The sequence below is a fragment of the Tenacibaculum pelagium genome, from assembly GCF_014062345.1.
Lineage (GTDB): Bacteria > Bacteroidota > Bacteroidia > Flavobacteriales > Flavobacteriaceae > Polaribacter > Polaribacter pelagius.
Genome location: NZ_JACGLS010000001.1, coordinates 740,562 through 760,088, shown reverse-complemented (window position 1 = coordinate 760,088; position 19,527 = coordinate 740,562). Strand labels below are relative to the sequence as shown.

Here is a 19,527-nt window from a genome sequence, read left to right as displayed (position 1 = left end):
GTTTGTACTAATATATAAATTTTATTCAACTTGTATTTTTGTTCCTTTACTATGGCTTGAGAATTCTGGAGCATACATACTTTGTATCGTTGTTATGCCATTACTAAAATCACCAGCATTGTTTGCTCTAACATCGTATTCGAAAACATATACTCCTTTAGGTAAACGATCGAAAAATAAATTTGTTGCTGCATCTTTAGTGCTTTCATAGTAACCTAAACCATCTTGCCATTTGTATTGAGATAGTACATTTATAGGTTCAACGCCACTAGCACGCATATCTTTCATATGGATAAATTCCATGTCTCTATCAGAACGTAATTCTATTCTAACAGTGATTAAATCACCTACTTTCAATATTGTGTTTTGTGTGATTTCTTTTAGTTGTTTACCAGTATCTGAATTTACTTTTAAAAATAGTTTCTTTTTAAGTTTTAGTGGAGTTTCAGCTGAGGTTATTTTATCTAAATCTTCAAAATATTGCCAATATAATCCGCCCCAAGCAATTCCTTTTCCTTTTTTAGAAATAGTCACTTCTGCCATTTCGTTAGCAATTTCATTGCTATTCCAAGAAGTTTTAAAATAACCGGTGCCGGCTTCAACTTTTACATCTTCCATTTTTGATGGGTTGATAGCTTTATTGCCAATAGTTACATCTACCATATCAGTTATAGAAATCCAATCACTCCCTTTTAACAGTAAAGCATAAACAGCTTCGGTAGTAGCTTTGGTTGTTTGCCAACGATTGGTTTGCTTATTTTTAAGTAACCATATTTTAAGGTTGTCAATTGTTTTAGTGTCATTTTCAATTTCTGAAAAAGCTTCAATTAATAAAGCCTGTGTTTCGATAGGAGATTGATACCAATACCAACTTGGTTTATTCGATTTCCAATACATTCCTAATTCTTCAGAACTGATACTATTCTCTTTTAAGGAAGCAAGTATTTTATTAGAAATAGTTTTATTACCTGCTCTAAAATGTATCAATGCGATTTGTGCTTTAGCAGATAGATTATAATCATTCCAATATTTAGAGGTTTGATTTGTGTAATATTCTACAATGTTTTTAATTTTAGGATCTATTGAAAAATCATTGTAAAAACTACGTGTATATAAATACTGAATTATAAAATAATTTAAATGATTCTGTTTTAAATAAGCTTCATACTTCTTATTACCATTTTTAGCTTTAATCTCGTCAGCTCTTTTTAATAAATTAAGGTATTGCTCTTCAATTTCAATATCTAAAAACTGGATAGCATCTAGTAGCATTCTTTTTGTATTGCTGTTAAAATCGCTTATGCCTAATTGTTTTAAATGCCCAAATCCACTAACAATATGTTGCGTAATATATCTATTCGGATAATCTCCTCCTTTAAACCAAGGAAAACCTCCGTTAGACATTTGCATGTTTTGTAGTTTATTAATAGATCTTTCTTGCTCATTCTTCATTTTATTTAAATCGAACAATAAAGCGATGCGTTTTTTTTGCTCAGTTTCTGATTGAGCATCACGTAACCAAGGAGTTTCTTGAATAATTAAGGATTTTAGGTCTTGATTTTTTTCTAAATTCGATAACAATGCATCACTCGATTTCCATTGATTAAATACTTCTTGAATTCTTGGATTTGAATTCGCAATATGACTTGCTAGTTTATTTGCATAATAACGAGCAAAGGTTTGCTCACTACATTCATACGGATACTCCATTAAATATGGTAAAGCTTGTACAGCGTACCAAGCAGGATTTGAGGTGAGCTCTAATGTTAACTTATGATTTTTTAAAGTAGATGAGGTATTGTTTTTCAGTTTATTTAAAGAAAATGTTTTAGTTTGATCTGAACGCACCCACATTGGTAAAGTTTCGGTAACCAACATTCTGTTAGATAAAACAGGTAATACATTTTGTTCTCCATCAGAAAAATCACCAGCCTTTGCTATGATTTTATATTGAACAGTTTGAACATTGTCATGAATTGATAAGTTCCAAGAAACATTTGTGTTTCCGTTTTTGTTAACAGTAAATGATTGGTTTTTTACTGAATTATCAAACAAGTTAACTTCTTTACCAGTAATAGCATCCGTTAAAATTAATTGAGTAATACCAGATAAATCTTTATCAGATAAGTTTGATATTTTAGAACTCAACGTGATTTTATCACCTTCTCTTAAAAATCGAGGAGCATTCGGTGTAACCATTAACTCTTTTTGAGTAACAGCTGTTAAAGTTTTAGTTGCCGATTGTAATTCTTTGGTATAGGCTAATAATTGCAATTTCCATTTAGTTAAAGCTTCTGGAGTTGTAAAGCTGAAAGTAACATTCTCATTTTTATCGGTTTTTAAATTTGGATAAAAGAAAGCGGTTTCTTGTAGGTTTTTACGAATTTGGATTCCATCTAAAGATATTTTTTCTAATTCTTTTTTAGATGAAGTATCAGATGAAAATCCTGTTACGACAACTTCATCTAATGAATTAGATTCTTCGTTAATAGATTCACTTTCTGTAGCTTCAACAGTTGTGTTACGAGGAGCACTCATAATTGCAACTCTACTTTTAAATCTAAGGTTTCTACTGTTACCAAAATGTAATCCAAACCAGTTTAATTGGTCATATTGTTGTTGTTGATAATTAAAGTCAATGTACTTATTGTTATAAAATCTGAAATTTTCATTCCCAAAACTTTGATGCGCATTAGCATTACTACCATAAGAATAATAGGTTGCCGTTGTAATTGGATTAAATTGCCAGTTATGAGGTTTAAATTCATCTAAAGAAGCATCATACATACTGGTTAAAACTTCAGCAGAAACTTTATTATTCTTGTCGTTTTTAATAGTGAAACTCCAAGTTTCATCGGCTCCTGGTTGTAATTTGTCTCTAAACGTATTAGTTTCAATAGAAATAAGTTCTTGAAGGTTCGGTACAGCAATGTTTATAATTCCACTGTTGTAGGAATTGTAATTAACAAAGTAATATTTGATAGCAAATCCACCAATATCTTCTTTAATTACTGGAATTTCTATCTCTTTTATTTTATTGTTTAAATGGATTAATTGTGTTTTTACAATTTTATGATTCTTTTCGGTTTGCAACACAATAGTTACATCTTTTGAAGCTGAACCTACTTGTAAACAAACATTTTCATCGACTCTATAAGTTGGTTTATTGGTTTTGTAAAAGAATAATTGGTTATCAGCAACTGTTTGATTTGAATCGTTGGTAACTGAAAATATAGCTTTATCAGTTACTTGTTGATTAAATCGATCTTCTGTGTCTAGGATAGCAATGTATTTTCCTGAATTCCATTTTTTGAAATCATTCAAAATGATTTCTTTAGACTTTTGCGTATCAAAAGACTTTTCAAAAACAAGTTTATCTTTTTTCCAATCGGTTATATTTTCTTGATCTTTTGTATAAGAATCATGAGGAAATAATTTTCTAAACTCAGCTTCAGAAATATCCTGATAATCGGGCGTACTCCAAGGTCTGTTTCGTAATGGGTTTTTAGGAGCTTGTAATTTGTAAATTTTAATAGTTCCTTTTGCAGACGCAAATTCACCATTTAAGTTTTTAGTAGTGATTTCAATTTTTTGTGAACTATCTTTTACATTTATAATATTAGGAATCTTTAAAGAAGCGATTAAAGCATGATATCCTATTTTTACGAGAGTTGTTGCACTACGAGTTTCTCCGTTAATATCGGTTACGTCTGCTGTAATTTCATAATTAAAAATAGGTGAACTATCCTTAGGTACACTTTTATCAGGAATTGCTTTAAATTTTATAGAAAAATTACCTGAGTCGCCTGTATTAGCTACTCCATGAATGATTTCTTGTGCTTCAGAAGAAGATCCTGGTCTACGCCAATACCACCAACTCGGATATTGTACTTTTCTATGAACACGGTAAACTACTTTAGCATCGGTAATATTAGTGCCCGAAAAAGCTTTTGCAAAACCGTTTATGTTAATACTATCGTTAAGTTTATAGGTTTTAGTAATAGGTTTAAACTCAGTTTTAAATTTAGGACGTTTATATTCTTCTACAGAAATAGAAGTGATATAATCATCACGTTCAAAATCCCAATTAGAAGTGGTATAGAATTTACTTGTTGATTTTTTACTTTCATCAATAGAGAAAGTGTACTCACCAGTTAAACCATTATTTGGTAAGATAAATTCTCCTGAAGCTGAGCCATAATCATTTAGTTTTAAATCAAGCTTTTTTACTTCTTGCCCGTTTACATCTTCTAATGAAACTTGAACATGTTCATCTGTAAAAGGTTTAGAATGTTCTCCTTTTTTCTGAATAAAAATCGCTTTAAAATAAACCGTTTGACCTGGGCGATAAATACTTCTATCAGTAAAAATAAAAGGTTTTATAATGGTTTCATCTTTATTCTCTTCAGCAATTTGTTTTTCATGTTTGTATAAATAATAATCACCAAAAATAGCTTTATCCTGTTTTGTAGTAACAGTTATAAATACGTTGTAATAGGTGTGATTACTTTTAAAAGTAGCAAAACCATTTGCATCAGTTATTAATTCTTTTCTGATGGTTTTACCATATCTACGTTGCCTATTTTCTATTAATAATTTTGCATTTTTAATAGGTTTACCATTGTTTCTACTAACAACTTGATATGTTTTGATATTGTTATTATTGCTTTCAATCAATGCAAGATTTGTTACCTGAATATTAGCAGTAGCATATAAACCTGTTGTATTTATATTATTGTTTTCGTGTGCTACTATTAGGTAGTTTCCTTGATTTAGTTTAGGAACTATAACCTCAGTGGTATGTGATTTGTAATCAAATTCGTTTCTTAGTTTATTTTTCCAAGTTGTTACTATTTCAAGTTGATTGATAAAACGGATACGCTCTTCTTCTGCTCTAAGTTTATTTAGTTCTTCTAGTTGTTCTCTATTTATTTTATAAGTGGTAAAAAATAATTCATCAATATTATTATAAGTTATTAGTAAACGAGACGAACTATCGATAGGGATAAATTTTTCAGATACAACAGAAAGAGTTTTGTGAGTTATTTGTTGTTTAAGTAGCTCACACTTTTTAGCACCCAAGCTTTTTGGAAACTTTTCCGTTACTTGATTACAAATAGCAAGAGCATCTTTGTTTTTAAAACGATGTTCTATATTTTTATCTCGATAATTACTATTTGCTTGTTGATGATAAATTTTTGCAGTTTCATAAAGGTATAAACCAGAAACTTCATTGTTTTTATATTTCTTTTCAGAAGCTTTTAAAGTTTGAAGAAACAATTGTTCTTTGTCAGTGAAAGTTCCATGTTGATTTACAAAAAGTAATCGTTCTAAATCTACACTAGCTAAAGCATCAAAATTGTTGTTTTTCAGATGAAAATTGATTAATTCTTGATAAATTTTTAACGTGTTAAATTGTAATGAAAGATTATCTTTAGTTGATAAATTTAATCTTGAAAAAACTTTAGCAGTACTAATCAAATCTGGATTGTCAATCTTAAATTGATATGTAGGTTTTGTAATATTAGTTTCGGTAGTTTTATAAAATTTTAATGCATTATGTGCTAAAAAATCAAATAGAGTAGGGCGATACTTTTTAGAACCTTTTACTGTGTGTAAAATTTCTTCGAATTTATCAATATTAGTTCGTTGTAGTAATAATCCGTTTTCTAATGACTTTTGGTAGTGTTTATGAATTTCTGCAAATAGGGTGTCTAAATCCCAAGTTCTAAAATCATTTTCGTCAACTTTTTCAGCGGTATTTGTTCGCTGGTAAAATTTCCACCTATTTTGATTAAAATATTGCCAGTATAAATTGGCCAAAATATTTTCTAAGATATTTTTTGTTGGAAATGAATTTTTATCAATCTGTTCTTTAAATTGATTGATGATTTTAAGTTGCGCATTTTCCTCTAAAGTCAAAGAGAATTTACTCTTGTGAAGTAGTGATTTTATAATCTGAGGAGAATTGTTGCTTTTTTCAGCTTTCTCATAAATTGTGTTTACAACTTTTAAAGCTGATTTTGGGAGGTTCTCAGCTTCAAACTTTTGAACTTGACCCCACAAACCTTTATAGTTTTCTTGTGCGTTTAATAAGGTTGAAAATAATATCATTAGCAATATTGATGTCAGTTTTTTCATAACTATGTTCATTTTTCGATGTTCAAATCACTTAAATAACTTCACGAATAGCAATTAAAAGTTTGTAAAACTAGAATTTGAGTGAGTGAACATAACTTTTCAATGAGTTTCGATTTAAAGATACTTAAATTATAGCTTGGTTTTGTATTTTTGATTTTTATATCATAGATAATAAAACATGAAAATTCACTTTATAGCCATCGGCGGAAGCGCAATGCATAACCTAGCAATTGCCTTACAACAAAAAGGATACCAAATAACTGGAAGCGATGATACGATTCACGATCCGTCAAAATCTCGATTAGCTAAAAGAGGATTATTACCAGAAGAATTTGGATGGTTTTCTGAAAAAATCACAACTGATTTAGATGCTATAATTTTAGGAATGCATGCTAAGAAGGATAATCCAGAATTATTGAAGGCACAAGAGTTAGGGTTGAAAATATATTCCTATCCTGAGTTTTTGTACGAACAATCGAAAGATAAAACTCGTGTTGTTATTGGAGGTTCTCATGGAAAAACAACCATAACTTCAATGATATTACATGTGTTAAATTATCATGATAGAGAAGTAGATTATATGGTGGGAGCACAATTAGATGGTTTTGAAACTATGGTGCATTTAACCAACGAAAATGAATTTATTGTTTTAGAAGGAGATGAGTATTTAAGTTCACCTATAGATATGCGTCCGAAATTTCATTTATATAAACCTAATATTGCTTTATTAAGTGGAATTGCTTGGGATCATGTCAATGTATTTCCAACTTTTGAAAATTATGTAGAGCAGTTTAAAATATTTAATGATTCTTTGACTAACGGAGGGATTATGGTTTATAGTGAAGAAGATACTGTTTTAAAAGAGGTTGTTGAGAGTTCAAACCATCCGATAAAAAAATATCCATATAAAACACCAAGTTACACTATAGATAACGGAATAACTTACTTAGAAACTTCTGATGGAGATATGCCGTTAGAAATTTTTGGAGATCATAATCTACAAAACTTGGCAGGAGCAAAATGGATTTGTCAGCACATGGGAATTGATGAAGATGAGTTTTATGAAGCAATTGCTAGTTTTAAAGGAGCAAGTAAGCGTTTAGAAAAGATAGCTGAGAATAATTCTACTGTTGTTTTTAAAGATTTTGCGCATAGTCCAAGTAAAGTAAAAGCAACGACTACAGCAGTTAAAAAACAATACTCAAATAGAACTGTATTGGCTAGTTTAGAATTGCACACCTATTCTAGTTTAAATGCAGAATTTTTAGCTGAGTATAAAGGAGCTTTAGATAATGCCGATAAAGCAGTGGTTTTTTATTCTCCGCATGCTGTAAAAATAAAACAATTAGAAGAGGTTACTGAGCAACAAATAGCAAACGCTTTTGAAAGAGATGATTTAATTATTTTTACTAATCCGAATGAGTTTAAAGAGTTTCTGTTTAGTGAGAACTTAAAAGAAACAGCTCTGTTATTAATGAGTTCTGGTAATTATGGTGGCTTGGATTTTGATGAGGTTAAAGCTTTGATTTAATTCTGTTAAGAACATAATTAAAATAATCTTTATTATATAAAGCTTTTAGAAGTGTTTTGAACCTATGTGAGTATTTTAATTGATCTTTTGTAATTCTTTTTTTTAAAGATGATTTAGGATTGTCTAATAAGTGAATTTGTTTTTTGTAGAATAATTTAGCTGAATCATTGTTGTCAAAATTAATTGATTTAGGTTTATTGAATATGTTATAACAGCTATATATAAAACAGTTTAATTCTTTATGGTTTTTAAGTTTTTTAATAGATTCTATTGTGTTTTCTTTTTTTGATAATAAGAATAGATCATAAGAATTTCTTAAGTTAATGTTTTTTAAAAACTGCCCATTGTCATTAAATTGTTTATTTATAGAAGTCATAATAATGTTATCTTTATGAGATAAGAAACTTCCGTGTTTATTTTTTAAAATATTAGGAAAAATAAAATCATAATTAAAATCAATTATTTTTAGGTTGCTAACCATTTTATAATGAACTTCTATTGATGCAATTCTACCTTCTTTAGTCATTTTAGGGTAGTGCCTATTAGTAAGAGTTGTGTCAGGTTTGTTTTTGTGAAATTCAGAGTAATAAAATTTTTTAAGAATATAAATAGTTGACTTAAATTCAGAGTCAGATACTAAAAAATCAATATCACCAACCATACGTTCAGCTATATCTTCATATAATCCTTCAAGAAGATTTCCAGTACCTTTTAGGAAAATTGGAGTGATGTTATTTGATAATAGTAACTTATTAATCTCTTTGGCTTGTTCTATAATTTGCTGATTACGATCACGATTTAAATTAGTTATATGTTCCATGTATTCCACCAAATCTTTTGGTAAATAATGTAAAAACTTCATACGTTTTAAATTACAATATAAAGCAGGAAATACAAATTGACCTGTACTAACTTTTACAACTTGATCCCAATCAATTTTTCCTGACTGTAATTCTAACTCAACTTCTTCATAGTTTTTTTTTTCATGAGAGATTGTTAAGCATTTTCCAATAAAAAATAAGGTTTCTTTATAGGTCATCATTAAAAAAATTAGAAACTGATTCTATCATTTTTTCATTATTAGAATACGTCAGTTGATAACAAGGTAATTTAGTAAACCAATTTAAAAAAACTTGGGCACTTTCTTTTATGGGGGGTAGCCAAGAATCAGGCACTAATTGCTCAAAAGCATCAATATTAGAAATTTCTTTAATATTTATATCACTGCCTTTTTTATATTTAATAAATACTAAGGCTTTGCAAGGTAAATGATTTGTGTAATCAGAGTTGTTAGGTTTTAAATATCGTACAATTTTATTTAATCGCTTAAAATGATATTCAGCAGTAGAAGCTAATTCCGGATATATGGGTAACAAGGTTTCTAAACTGTTTTTTTTAATTGAGATTGCTGAAGGAAAGCTAAACACTTCTTGTTTTTCAACATCAATAGGGACAAAGTCGTCTGCTAAACAAGTAAACCCATTTGCTTGTAATAATGCCAGCGAAGTACTTTTTCCGTTGCCGGAATCTCCTAAAAACAATATTGAGCTTTTTCCGTTACTTATGGCAGAAGCATGAAAAACCCCCATCCAATCTTTTTCTTCTTTTTCATGCAGGTGTTCAACTAGTTTCATAGAAAATTTCCCTTGAAAAAAATGAACATCATTTATAGTCCAAGTATCAATTAATACATCATTAACAGAAAAACCAATGCACTCTTTATTACTATAAACTTTGTAGTGATAATTTATGTTATTTGGAGTTTTAACTTCTAAATGTGAAAATTTAGGATGTACAAGAAACATTTCATAATCAGATTGAAAATCAACTTGAAAAATTAAGTTGTTAATCTGATAAAATTTTGTAAAATTAAAGTTAGATGGAATCTCTATTTGTACTCTAATTGATTCTTTTTTGACGTTGGTTTTTAATAAAGCTTTAATGTCGGATACTAAACTCTCAGCTTGTTTATATGGAATGTTTAAACTGTTAAGTAGTTTGGTAATGATTTCTTTCTTTTCTACGTTGTTTTTTAATGACGAAAGAATTTCAGCGACTAAAGGTTCAACAACAATATATTCGTTATTGTCTTCGAACCAAACAATAGATTTATTTTCGATTTGTTTTACTAGCATACCGTGTAAAAATAACAAAACCTCGATATATATCGAGGTTTTGTTAGATTGAATATATTATTTTATGAACCTGGATCTTCAGGAGTACTTTGAGCTTGCGCTTTTTGAGGGTTTAAGATCATGTAAGTTCCTAAAGCTGTTAAGGCAGCATATTTACTATAACCTCCTATTTTCTTTAAAGCTTCTTTTCGAGAAATTTCTTTATTTTTTTTATCTGTATTTTTTTTCATGATGTATAGATTTAAAATTACTCTAAAGTTATTTTTCTACTGGTTTTTCCTAATTCAGAAGACAATTCAATAACATAGATTCCTGTTGCTAATGAAGGAATCGTAACAGTAGAAAACCCATTTGAATCAAAATTTTGATCAGCAACTTTCTGCCCCATTAAAGAGTATATTTTTAAAGAGGATTTTTCAGTTTGTAAACCAATTATAGATAATGTATTTGGTGCAGATTTATAAATACTTACTTCTTCAATCGATGTTGCAATAGTTGCATCTATTTTTTTAGAAGTTGCTCGTAAATAAAATTGTCCAATTCCATTAACATCATTTTTTAAAGTGATTGTATGAGCTGTATCTGTAATGTCAACAAGCTCGTTATTAAGTCTGTCTTCTAGGTATACTTTAGTATTATTAGGTAAATTATTAGAAGAAATATAAAATTGAATTTCTTTACCAGCTAAAGCATTTAATCCAATAGGAATAGCTATGTTTTCAATATCACTTAAAGGTAATGATTGAATTGCATAGTTTTTTCCTTGGTTATCAGTTACTAATTGAGAATACAGTGCGAACTTATTTGATGTACTAAATGCAGTTCCGTCATAACCATTATCAAACCCTTTTGTAGTACCTTCTATGAAATAGATTTTGGTAGATTTAGATTTTCCATTTTCATTAGCTATTAAATTAATTTCAGTTCTAGCAGATCTTTGAAAAGTATCAGTTTGATGACTCTGATCATTAGCATTGAAGTTTATAGTTGTGTTTGCATTTGCGCTAACAAAGAAACCTTGCCCAGGAGCAATTTCAAAAGCATCATCGGTACCAGACATTTTAAGGTCGTAGCTATTAGTTGCTTGATTCCACATCCATATTGTATCTTCAGTAAATTTTCCAGTGTTGTTTGAAAAGAATGTTCCTAGAGTAATATAGGATGTAAAAGGATTACCAACAAGATTAAAATTATTTGCGCCACCTTGAGTAATTGCAGGAGTTACGTTACTGGTGTTTAATGTTCCTGTGAAACTGAAATCTCCAGCAGATGCTAACTTAGCGGAAAGACCAGAACCAGAAGTTATATTTCCAGTAGAAGCGGCAGTATAATAATTCCAAGCAGTACCACCGTTATTATAAGGTGCCATTGTAATGTTAGAGCCTCCTTGTATAGCAAAAGTATGGTTGGTAATTAAATCTTGGATAGTTTCACCATTTACAGGTGAAGAAACCAAATGCCAGTTACCAGTTAATGTTCTTTTGTAAGTAACACTTCCAGTTACTGCTGCGTTAGCTACTAAAGAAGCACCAGATTGGATTGTAATACTGTTAGCGGTAGTTGCAGATGAAATTGTTGGGTAGTTAGTTAGACTATTTGGAATAGTTATATCTGCACCAGCTGCAGGAATAGAATTAGTACTCCAATTTGAAATTGAACTCCAATTATTATCAGTAGAACCATTCCATGTAACAGTACTGACTATATTTATATCAATATTATGAAATGCAAAATCATTAAATCCACCAGTAGTAAAAGCGCTATGAGAAATGATATTAAAACTGCTAATTCCAGTTCCATTAGTAGCATTGGTAATAGTTATAGGACCAGAACCTGTGGCGTATGTTTTTTGAGACGCTATAACATCGCCACTTTGATTTTGAAGTGACACATCACCAGTTTCTATAGTATCATAATCTAATGAGTTTAAAGTAAAGTTGATTAAAGCTCCATTTTTAGTAACTGAAATGATATAGTCACCTCCTGTACCTTGAGCACTTAAATAAAATTTCCCTGCATCATCTTGAATGTTACTACCAGCTCCCCCTTCATGAAAAACAGTTAAAACATAAGTATCACCACTATTCATTAAAGTTTCGGTAATTTCATTATCACCATGTCCTGTTGATGTATCTAATGTAAAGTTTAAATTTTGAGCAATAGTTGTTGCCGTGTAAAAGCAAAAAACTAAGACTAATATAAAGAACGAATGTTGTTTTTTATCATTTAGTTTTAAATGTAAATATCTCATAGTTACTGAGTTAAAAAGTTAATTGATATTTAGTTTCGACTAGGAAAAAGTCCTTGCGTACATATGATATAGTTTATAGCTATATAAGGTGGTCGATTTTCATGAGATAAATTTCCTCCAGTGTTTCCAATTGTTACTGCATCAGAAGCCATTTGAGTATTCTTGGTTGAAGCATAAGAACCACCATCTGCATTGTAATTTCCTGTCGGTGAAGTTGTTCCTTCTCCTCTTCCTACAGGAGCAGTTGCACTTAAAACAGCATTATGGCTGTGAGAAGGTATTTGGGTTATGTTTAGTATAACGTTTTCTATTCCTCCTTTTTGCCCTAATCTGTAATCGGTTAGGCCAGGACCTCTTCTTGGGCCAATAGATACCCTTCCACGTAAATCTGGTAAGGCAAAAGTTGTTCTTCCATCACCACCATAGGTAGTCCCTAAAATAGAAAATAAAGCTGTGTTTTGCGAGATTGCTAATAATTGTCCATCACAGAATGCCCAACCTCTTGGAGCAAAATTACCTGCAAACATCTTTACTTCACCGAGAAAGCCTTCTTGTTGTGCATAAATATCTGAAATTGATAAAAGAATTAATAATAATCCTCCTAATAGAGTAGTTTTTAATTTCATGATTTATAAGTTTAGTTAGTTAATGTTGAAGTTACTAAAAAATACCCTAAATAATTGTATTGTAGTTATTTAGGGTATTTTTCCTGTTGCTTTTTGAGTGTTTTAACTTCAATTACTCAAAATGATAATTTTATGATTTTAGCAACTGTTTGTATACAAAAATTAACTTCTAGATGGGAATATCCCTTGTAAAGCAATTATATAGTTTGTAACTAAAAATGGTTGTCTATTTTCATGAGATAAATTTCCTCCTGTATTTCCAATAGTCACAGTATTATTAGCCATTAAAACATTGTTTACAGAAGCATATGATCCTCCTTCAGCCGGATATGCTTCAACTGGAGATGTTGTTCCTTCTCCTCTTCCTACTGGAGCAGTCGCATGAGTTGAAGCAGTATGAGAGTGACTAGGAATTTGAGTTGTGTTTAAAGTAACTGACTCTACCCCTCCTTTTTGACCAGCTTTATAATTAGAAGGTAAACCTGGTCCATGACCTTCATGAATAGGAGCTCTACCTCTTAAATCGGGTAATGCAAAGGTTGTTCTTCCATCACCACCATAGGTAGTTCCCATAATTGAGAAGAGAGCGCTATATGATGCAATAGGTAGTAATTGTCCATCGCAAAAAGCCCATCCTCTAGGTGCAAAGTTGCCTCCGAACATTATTATTTGTGCTAAAAATGGTTCCATAATAGTAAGTTTTTATTTAATTAGTTTAAAAAATTGTTAATTCAGGCAGTGATATTGGTATCATTGTACCATTGGTAGTGTTTAAAGAAAAAGATCCATATTGATCGATAAGTGCGTGTAATTGTCCTCCGCCTTCGTAACGATAGTAAGCTTCCGTAGTATGGATTCTTACTAAAACACCCCATGTTTCTTTAGGTATTGGGTAGCCTTCTAGTTTTTTATCTCCTAAATCGATAAAACAAATTTCACCTATACCAGGAACGGTAAGATATAAAGAGCCTTGATTATTGAAAGTGTGTGAGCCACCTTGGTTTGGGATAGTTACTCCGTTAGAAGCACCTATGCTCCATTTAAAATCGTTTTGAACAACTAATGTGTACATGGTATAATTAAGTTTGGTTATTATAAACCAAATTTATTACCATTGCTTTTAAAAATTAGGGAGATAAACTACTTAAAAAAAAAGGTAAAACCCTTTTTAAAAAAAAGGTTAATTCTTACGCCAGAAGAAAGGGGTTAAAAGAATTAAGACAGTAAATAATTCTAAACGTCCTATTAACATTAAGAATGAACAAAACCATTTAGCGCCAGTTGAAAGGTGGTTGAAATTATCAACTGGGCTTACACTGCCAATTGCGGGACCAATATTCCCTAAAGAAGAAGCACATGCTCCTAAAGCCGATGTTAAATCTAAACCTAAAAACGCTAAGATTACTGTTCCCATGATAAATATTAACATGTATAAAACAAAAAAGGAGAGTATGTTAAATACAATGGTTTGTTTTACAGCTTTTCCATCATAACGAACAGGGATAATTGCATTTGGGTGTAATGATTTCTTAAATTCTAAAAAACTGTTTTTTAGCATTACAATATGTCGTACAATTTTTACCCCACCAGATGTTGATCCTGCTGATCCACCTAGGAAGAATAAAGAGAAAAATAAAGCCGTTAAGAAAAAGCTCCACATCGTAAAATCAGCAGTTACAAAACCTGTTGTAGTAACAACTGATATAACCGAAAATAATGAATGTCTAATCGCACTCTCTGTCTTACCCCATATCATTGGGTGATCTATTGAAGTATGCAGATTTGGATCTTGGTAAAAGATAATAGTAATAGCTACTATTGTAGATATAGCCAATGTTCCAAAAAGATAATATTTAAATTCTTCACTCTGAATTACTTTTTTAACTTTTCCTTTTAAAGCAAAATAGGTAAGTACGAAGTTTGTACCAGCAACAAACATAAAAAAGATGATTATGTATTGAATCACAGGGTTACCATTCCAATGAGCAACACTAGCATTTTTTGTTGAAAATCCACCAGTACTTACAGTTGCCATTGCATGATTTATAGCGTCAAACCATGTCATTCCAGCTATTTTTAAAAGTAAAAATTCAACTAAAGTCAATAATACGTAAATTAACCACAAACGTTTTGCTGTATCTGTAATACGTGGGTGTAATTTATCTGCAGAAGGACCTGGTGCTTCGGCCATAAATAACTGCATTCCCCCAATACCTAATAAAGGTAAAATAGCAATCGTTAATACAATGATTCCCATACCACCAATCCAGTGAGTTGCGCTTCTCCAAAATAAAATTCCTTTTGGCATGGATTCAATATCTGTTAATATTGAAGATCCTGTTGTAGAGTATCCAGAAATAGTTTCAAAAAAAGCATTGGTAATACTAGGTATACTTTCTGATAGTAAGTAAGGAAGCATTCCTGTAATAGATAGTGTTAGCCATCCGAAAGTAACTATAAGATATCCTTCTTTTTTTTGAATATTTTTGTTACCAGGTTTATTAAAAAGAAACAATAATAAGCCAATAGCAACTGTAACAATTCCTGCTGTTAAAATTCCCCATTTAGAAGGTTCATCATAATATAAACTAAAAGGAAGCGATAACCACATAAACAATCCGTTAAGGATTGCAGTTACCCCTAAAAAACGATAAATAAGTTTAAAATTAAGATTTTCCATTAGTTGAATAAATCTTCTACTGTTGTAATCGCTTCAGGTAAGCAGAATACAATTGCTTTGTCTCCACTTTGTAATTGAAAGTCACCAAAAGACATAAGAGGTTTTTCATCTCTAATTACTCCACCAAAAACTGCTTCTCTTGGAAAACGTAATTCTTTAATTGGTTTCTGGGTTACTTTAGCATTTGGTTGCACTTCAAATTCAAATACTTCAGCATCAATATTATGTAAGTTAGCTAACGCTAAAATTTCACCTTTACGGATGTGGCGGAAAATATTACTAGCGGCAATTAATTTTTTATTGATAAGTGTATCAATACCTATTGTTTGAGAGATGTTAATATAATCCATATTCTCAACCAAGGCTACTGTTTTTTTAACACCTTTAGATTTTGCCACTAAACACGACATAATGTTTGTTTCAGAATCGCCAGTAACAGCAACAAAAGCATCCATTTCACGAATGTTTTCTTGCTCTAATAATTCTAAATCTCGACCATCACCATGAATTACTAGCGTATTTCTTAGATCTTCAGCAAGATTTAAAGCTTTTTCTTTTTTTCGCTCAACAAGTTTAACCTTAAAATTATCGTTACAAAGACTTCTTGAAGTTTTTCGTCCAATACTACTTCCCCCAAGAATCATTACATTTTTAATGTCAACTTGTTTTTTTCCGATAATAGGATATAATTTGTCAATACTATAATTAGGTACTGAAAAGTATACTTGATCGTTCATTTTATAAACAGTATCACCACGAGGAATGACAGTTTGTACTGTTCCCTCTCTTTTTATAGCGATAGTTATAAAATCAACAAGGCTAAATTTATCTTTAGCTTCTTTAACAGTTAAATCTAAAATAGGGGATTTGTATCCTAGGGTTGTTCCCATGATATTAAACAAACCATTTTCGAAGGCAACGGTATCGTTAAAAGAAGATTGATTTAATAATGATTTAATTTCTTCAGCCGCTAATGCTTCTGGTGAAATCATGAAATCTACTCCGTAGTCTTCAAAATTTATGGAATCATTTTTTAAAAACTCAGGATTGTTAATTCTAGCAATTGTTTTTTTAACTCCTAAAGCTTTACCTACTACCGATATTGTAAAATTTGTATTCTGACTTTCAGTAACTGCCAAGAGTAAATCTGCATTGTCAATACCAATTTCTTTTAAAAGTTTAATAGAGGTAGCATCTCCTTTTTTGGTAATAACATCTAAATGATTATTGATGTAGTTTAGCTTTTCACCATCAAAGTCTACTACATAAGTATCTTGCGATTCGTAAGAAAGGAGTTTAGCCAAATGAAAACCTACGTCTCCAGCCCCGGCTATGATAATCTTCATATTGGAAATTAAAAATAGAATACAAAGATACTGTGCTTGTTTTGGTTGTGCAAAAAATGAGTTATATTTATAAGAGAATAAGAATTTTAAAAGGCATGAAAAAGTTTTCCATAAAATCATGGGCATTAGATGATAGACCTCGTGAAAAACTCATGCAAAAAGGAAAAACCATTCTTTCTGATGCTGAATTAGTAGCTATACTTATCGGTTCTGGTAATCGAGATGAAAGTGCTGTTGCCTTGTCTAAAAGAATTTTAGGTTCTGTAGATAATGATTTAAATGCATTGGCTAAATTATCGGTTGAAGAGTTAATGAAGTTTAAAGGAATAGGAGAGGCGAAAGCTATCTCGATAGTTACCGCTTTAGAGTTTGGAAAAAGAAGGCAGTTTGAGGATAAGAAAACGGTATCAAAAATTGATAGTTCTCGAGATGTTTCTTTAATAATGCATCCACTTATAGCTGATTTACAACACGAAGAGTTTTGGGTATTGTTTTTAAATAATTCAAATAAAGTACTAGCTAAGAGTCAGCTAAGTAAAGGTGGGTTAACTACAACATTAGTTGATGTTAGGTTGTTGTTTAAAAGAGCAATAGAGTTATCAAGTGTTGGCGTTATCGTTTGCCATAATCATCCTTCAGGAAAACTACAACCCAGTAATTCAGATATAGAATTAACTCAGAAAATTAAAGAAGCTGGAAAAACTCTCGATATAAAATTACTAGATCATTTAATAATTACTGAAAAAGCGTATTTTAGCTTTGCAGATGAAGGAATTTTATAGTCCTTATTATTTTACAAAAGAGATTTAGTGACTATGATACTTATTTATACGCATAAAGTTACTCCTAGAGTTCGTTATATTTTTAAGCATATTTTTACACGAATTCTACAAATACCAATAGATTTTACAGGAAAAGTAGAAGAGTTTGTAGCCTATAATGGATCTAAATTTTCATACACAAATGTAGCATTAGGTAAAGAGTTTTTTGTTAAGAGTAACGAACTGTTATTTCAACAAGGAATTAAAGATTTTGAGATCAATGTTCAAAAATGGGAAGATACTCCATGTTTCTTTTTAACCAACGAACAGTCAGAAGTTCCGTTTGATATTTTTGCAGCGAGTTTTTATTTAATTTCAAGATATGAGGAATATTTACCACATATAAAAGATGCTCACGGCAGATTTTCAGCAACTGAAAGTATTGCATTTAAAAACAATTTTTTAGAGAAGCCTTTAGTAGACATTTGGGCATATAAATTTTTAAAAACATTAAAAGCAAAATTTCCTAATTTCGAAAGTCCAACTAGAAAGTATCAATATATTTCTACGATAGATGTTGATAATGCTTTCGCTTATAAGCACAAGAGTTTTGCAAGAACTATAGGAGGCTTTTTAAAAGATATTTCTCAATTTAAAATTTTTACAGTTTGGGATCGTTTCGCTGTATTAACAAATATTAAAAAAGATCCTTTTGATACTTTTAAAACAATTATTGAATATAAAAAAACTCATAAGGTTAGAACTATCTTTTTCTTTTTGATAGGTGATTATACCACTTTTGACACCAATGTATCAGCATCAAAAACAAAATTTAAGTTATTGATTAAAGATATGGTTGATTATGCTCGAGTAGGTTTACACCCATCATATTATACGATGAATAATGGTGTTTTATTGAAAAAAGAAAAAGAAAGGTTAGAAAGCATAATTAATATGCCGATTAAAAGATCACGTCAACATTTTTTAAGAGTATCATTGCCTGAGACGTATCAAAAATTAATAGATTTAGAAATAGAAGAAGATTACTCTATGGGATATGCAAGTCATACAGGTTTTAGAGCAAGTACTTGTACTCCGTTTTATTTTTATGATTTAGATTTTGAAATTCAAACACCTTTAAAAATTTTTCCTTTTGCTTTGATTGACTCTACTTTGAATGATTATATGAAGTTAACAGCAAAACAATCACTAGGGAAAATTAGAGATTTAAAGAATGAAGTAAAATCGGTAAACGGAGTTTTTATTACCGTTTTTCATAATGAAAGTTTAAGTAACTATCAACGTTGGAAAGGATGGAAACGTGTTTATAATTCAATGTTGAAAATAGTAAAATAAAGAATGAATATAAAGCATATATTTTTTGATCTAGATCATACTCTTTGGGATTTTGATAGAAACTCAGAATTAACATTTAGCCAAATTTTTAAAGAACAAAATATTCAATTGAAAATTAAAGACTTTTTAGAAGTTTATATGCCTATTAATTTAAATTATTGGCGATTGTATAGGGAAGATAAAATTCCAAAATCTGATTTGCGATACAATAGATTAAAAGATAGTTTTGAATCTTTAAATTATACTATTTCTGATGATTTAATAAATAAAATTTCGGAAGATTATATAACATATTTACCAAGTCATAATTATTTATTTGAAGGGACTATTGAAATTCTAGAGTATTTAAGTAAAAAATACAAATTGAATATTATTACTAACGGATTTGAAGAAGTTCAAAATTTAAAATTGCAAAAATCAGGAATTGCTAAGTATTTTAAAGAAATTATTACTTCAGAGAGTGTTAGTGTTAAAAAACCAAACCCTAAAATATTCGAGTTTGCTTTAAAAAAAGCTAATGCTATTCCTCAAAATTCTATTATGATAGGAGATAGTTATGAAGCAGATATAAAAGGTGCATTAAATTTCGGAATGATAGCTATTTATTTTACTCACAATAAAAATAAAGAATCAGGAGTTTTAAGTGTGAATAATTTATTAGAACTGAAAAATTATTTATAGTATCATAAATTTAACGATA

Annotated in this window: 14 protein-coding genes; 4 read left to right on the top strand and 10 right to left on the bottom strand. The window is 30.1% G+C overall.

Going from position 1 to position 19,527, the window contains the following annotated elements; genetic code table 11:
* Positions 1 to 21: 21 nt before the first annotated feature.
* Positions 22 to 6,141 carry an alpha-2-macroglobulin family protein gene (locus H3Z83_RS03620; protein ID WP_182124100.1) on the bottom strand — a complete coding sequence of 2,040 codons (6,120 nt, stop codon included), beginning with the start codon at positions 6,139 to 6,141 and terminating at the stop codon, positions 22 to 24.
* 178 nt (positions 6,142 to 6,319) lie between these two features.
* Here H3Z83_RS03620 and H3Z83_RS03615 point away from each other — a divergent pair, with 178 nt between their 5' ends.
* Positions 6,320 to 7,672, top strand: a complete 1,353-nt coding sequence (locus H3Z83_RS03615; RefSeq protein ID WP_182124099.1) for a UDP-N-acetylmuramate--L-alanine ligase — start codon at positions 6,320 to 6,322, stop codon at positions 7,670 to 7,672.
* Here H3Z83_RS03615 and H3Z83_RS03610 read toward each other — a convergent pair.
* The 9 genes from H3Z83_RS03610 to trkA all read right to left on the bottom strand — a co-directional run bounded on the left by H3Z83_RS03610 (position 7,656) and on the right by trkA (position 16,710).
* Positions 7,656 to 8,714, bottom strand: a complete 1,059-nt coding sequence (locus H3Z83_RS03610; protein WP_182124098.1) for a nucleotidyltransferase family protein — start codon at positions 8,712 to 8,714, stop codon at positions 7,656 to 7,658. The two genes, H3Z83_RS03615 and H3Z83_RS03610, sit on opposite strands and share 17 nt — an antisense overlap.
* Positions 8,701 to 9,807, bottom strand: coding sequence for a phosphoenolpyruvate carboxykinase (ATP) (locus H3Z83_RS03605; RefSeq protein WP_182124097.1), 1,107 nt, complete (start codon positions 9,805 to 9,807; stop codon positions 8,701 to 8,703). The genes H3Z83_RS03610 and H3Z83_RS03605 overlap by 14 nt, the downstream gene beginning before the upstream one ends.
* 62 nt (positions 9,808 to 9,869) lie before the next feature.
* The gene (locus H3Z83_RS03600) at positions 9,870 to 10,037 is read right to left on the bottom strand and encodes a hypothetical protein (RefSeq protein ID WP_182124096.1); all 168 of its coding nucleotides are present in this window, start codon (positions 10,035 to 10,037) and stop codon (positions 9,870 to 9,872) included.
* Positions 10,038 to 10,054: 17 nt separating this feature from the next.
* Positions 10,055 to 12,058, bottom strand: a complete 2,004-nt coding sequence (locus H3Z83_RS03595) for a T9SS type A sorting domain-containing protein (protein WP_182124095.1) — start codon at positions 12,056 to 12,058, stop codon at positions 10,055 to 10,057.
* 29 nt (positions 12,059 to 12,087) lie between these two features.
* The gene (locus H3Z83_RS03590; RefSeq protein WP_182124094.1) at positions 12,088 to 12,684 is read right to left on the bottom strand and encodes a phage tail protein; all 597 of its coding nucleotides are present in this window, start codon (positions 12,682 to 12,684) and stop codon (positions 12,088 to 12,090) included.
* 162 nt (positions 12,685 to 12,846) lie between these two features.
* Positions 12,847 to 13,374: a phage tail protein gene (locus tag H3Z83_RS03585; protein WP_182124093.1), complete on the bottom strand. Its 528-nt coding sequence runs from the start codon at positions 13,372 to 13,374 to the stop codon at positions 12,847 to 12,849.
* Positions 13,375 to 13,399: 25 nt separating this feature from the next.
* Entirely contained in the window at positions 13,400 to 13,756 is a 357-nt protein-coding gene (locus H3Z83_RS03580) for a hypothetical protein (protein ID WP_182124092.1), read from the bottom strand.
* Between the two features lie 108 nt (positions 13,757 to 13,864).
* On the bottom strand, positions 13,865 to 15,364 hold the full coding sequence (locus H3Z83_RS03575; protein ID WP_182124091.1) for a TrkH family potassium uptake protein: 1,500 nt from the start codon (positions 15,362 to 15,364) through the stop codon (positions 13,865 to 13,867).
* Positions 15,364 to 16,710, bottom strand: a complete 1,347-nt coding sequence (trkA, locus tag H3Z83_RS03570; protein ID WP_182124090.1) for a Trk system potassium transporter TrkA — start codon at positions 16,708 to 16,710, stop codon at positions 15,364 to 15,366. Before trkA ends, H3Z83_RS03575 begins: the two co-directional genes overlap by 1 nt.
* 95 nt (positions 16,711 to 16,805) lie before the next feature.
* Here trkA and radC point away from each other — a divergent pair, with 95 nt between their 5' ends.
* Genes radC through H3Z83_RS03555 form a run of 3 tightly spaced genes read left to right on the top strand, consistent with a single transcriptional unit; the run spans position 16,806 to position 19,508 of the window.
* The gene (gene radC / locus H3Z83_RS03565; protein WP_182124089.1) at positions 16,806 to 17,492 is read left to right on the top strand and encodes a RadC family protein; all 687 of its coding nucleotides are present in this window, start codon (positions 16,806 to 16,808) and stop codon (positions 17,490 to 17,492) included.
* Between the two features lie 33 nt (positions 17,493 to 17,525).
* A complete protein-coding gene (locus H3Z83_RS03560) occupies positions 17,526 to 18,827 on the top strand; it encodes a polysaccharide deacetylase family protein (RefSeq protein ID WP_182124088.1) in 1,302 nt (433 codons plus the stop codon).
* Between the two features lie 3 nt (positions 18,828 to 18,830).
* A complete protein-coding gene (locus tag H3Z83_RS03555; RefSeq protein ID WP_182124087.1) occupies positions 18,831 to 19,508 on the top strand; it encodes a YjjG family noncanonical pyrimidine nucleotidase in 678 nt (225 codons plus the stop codon).
* Positions 19,509 to 19,527 lie beyond the last annotated feature (19 nt).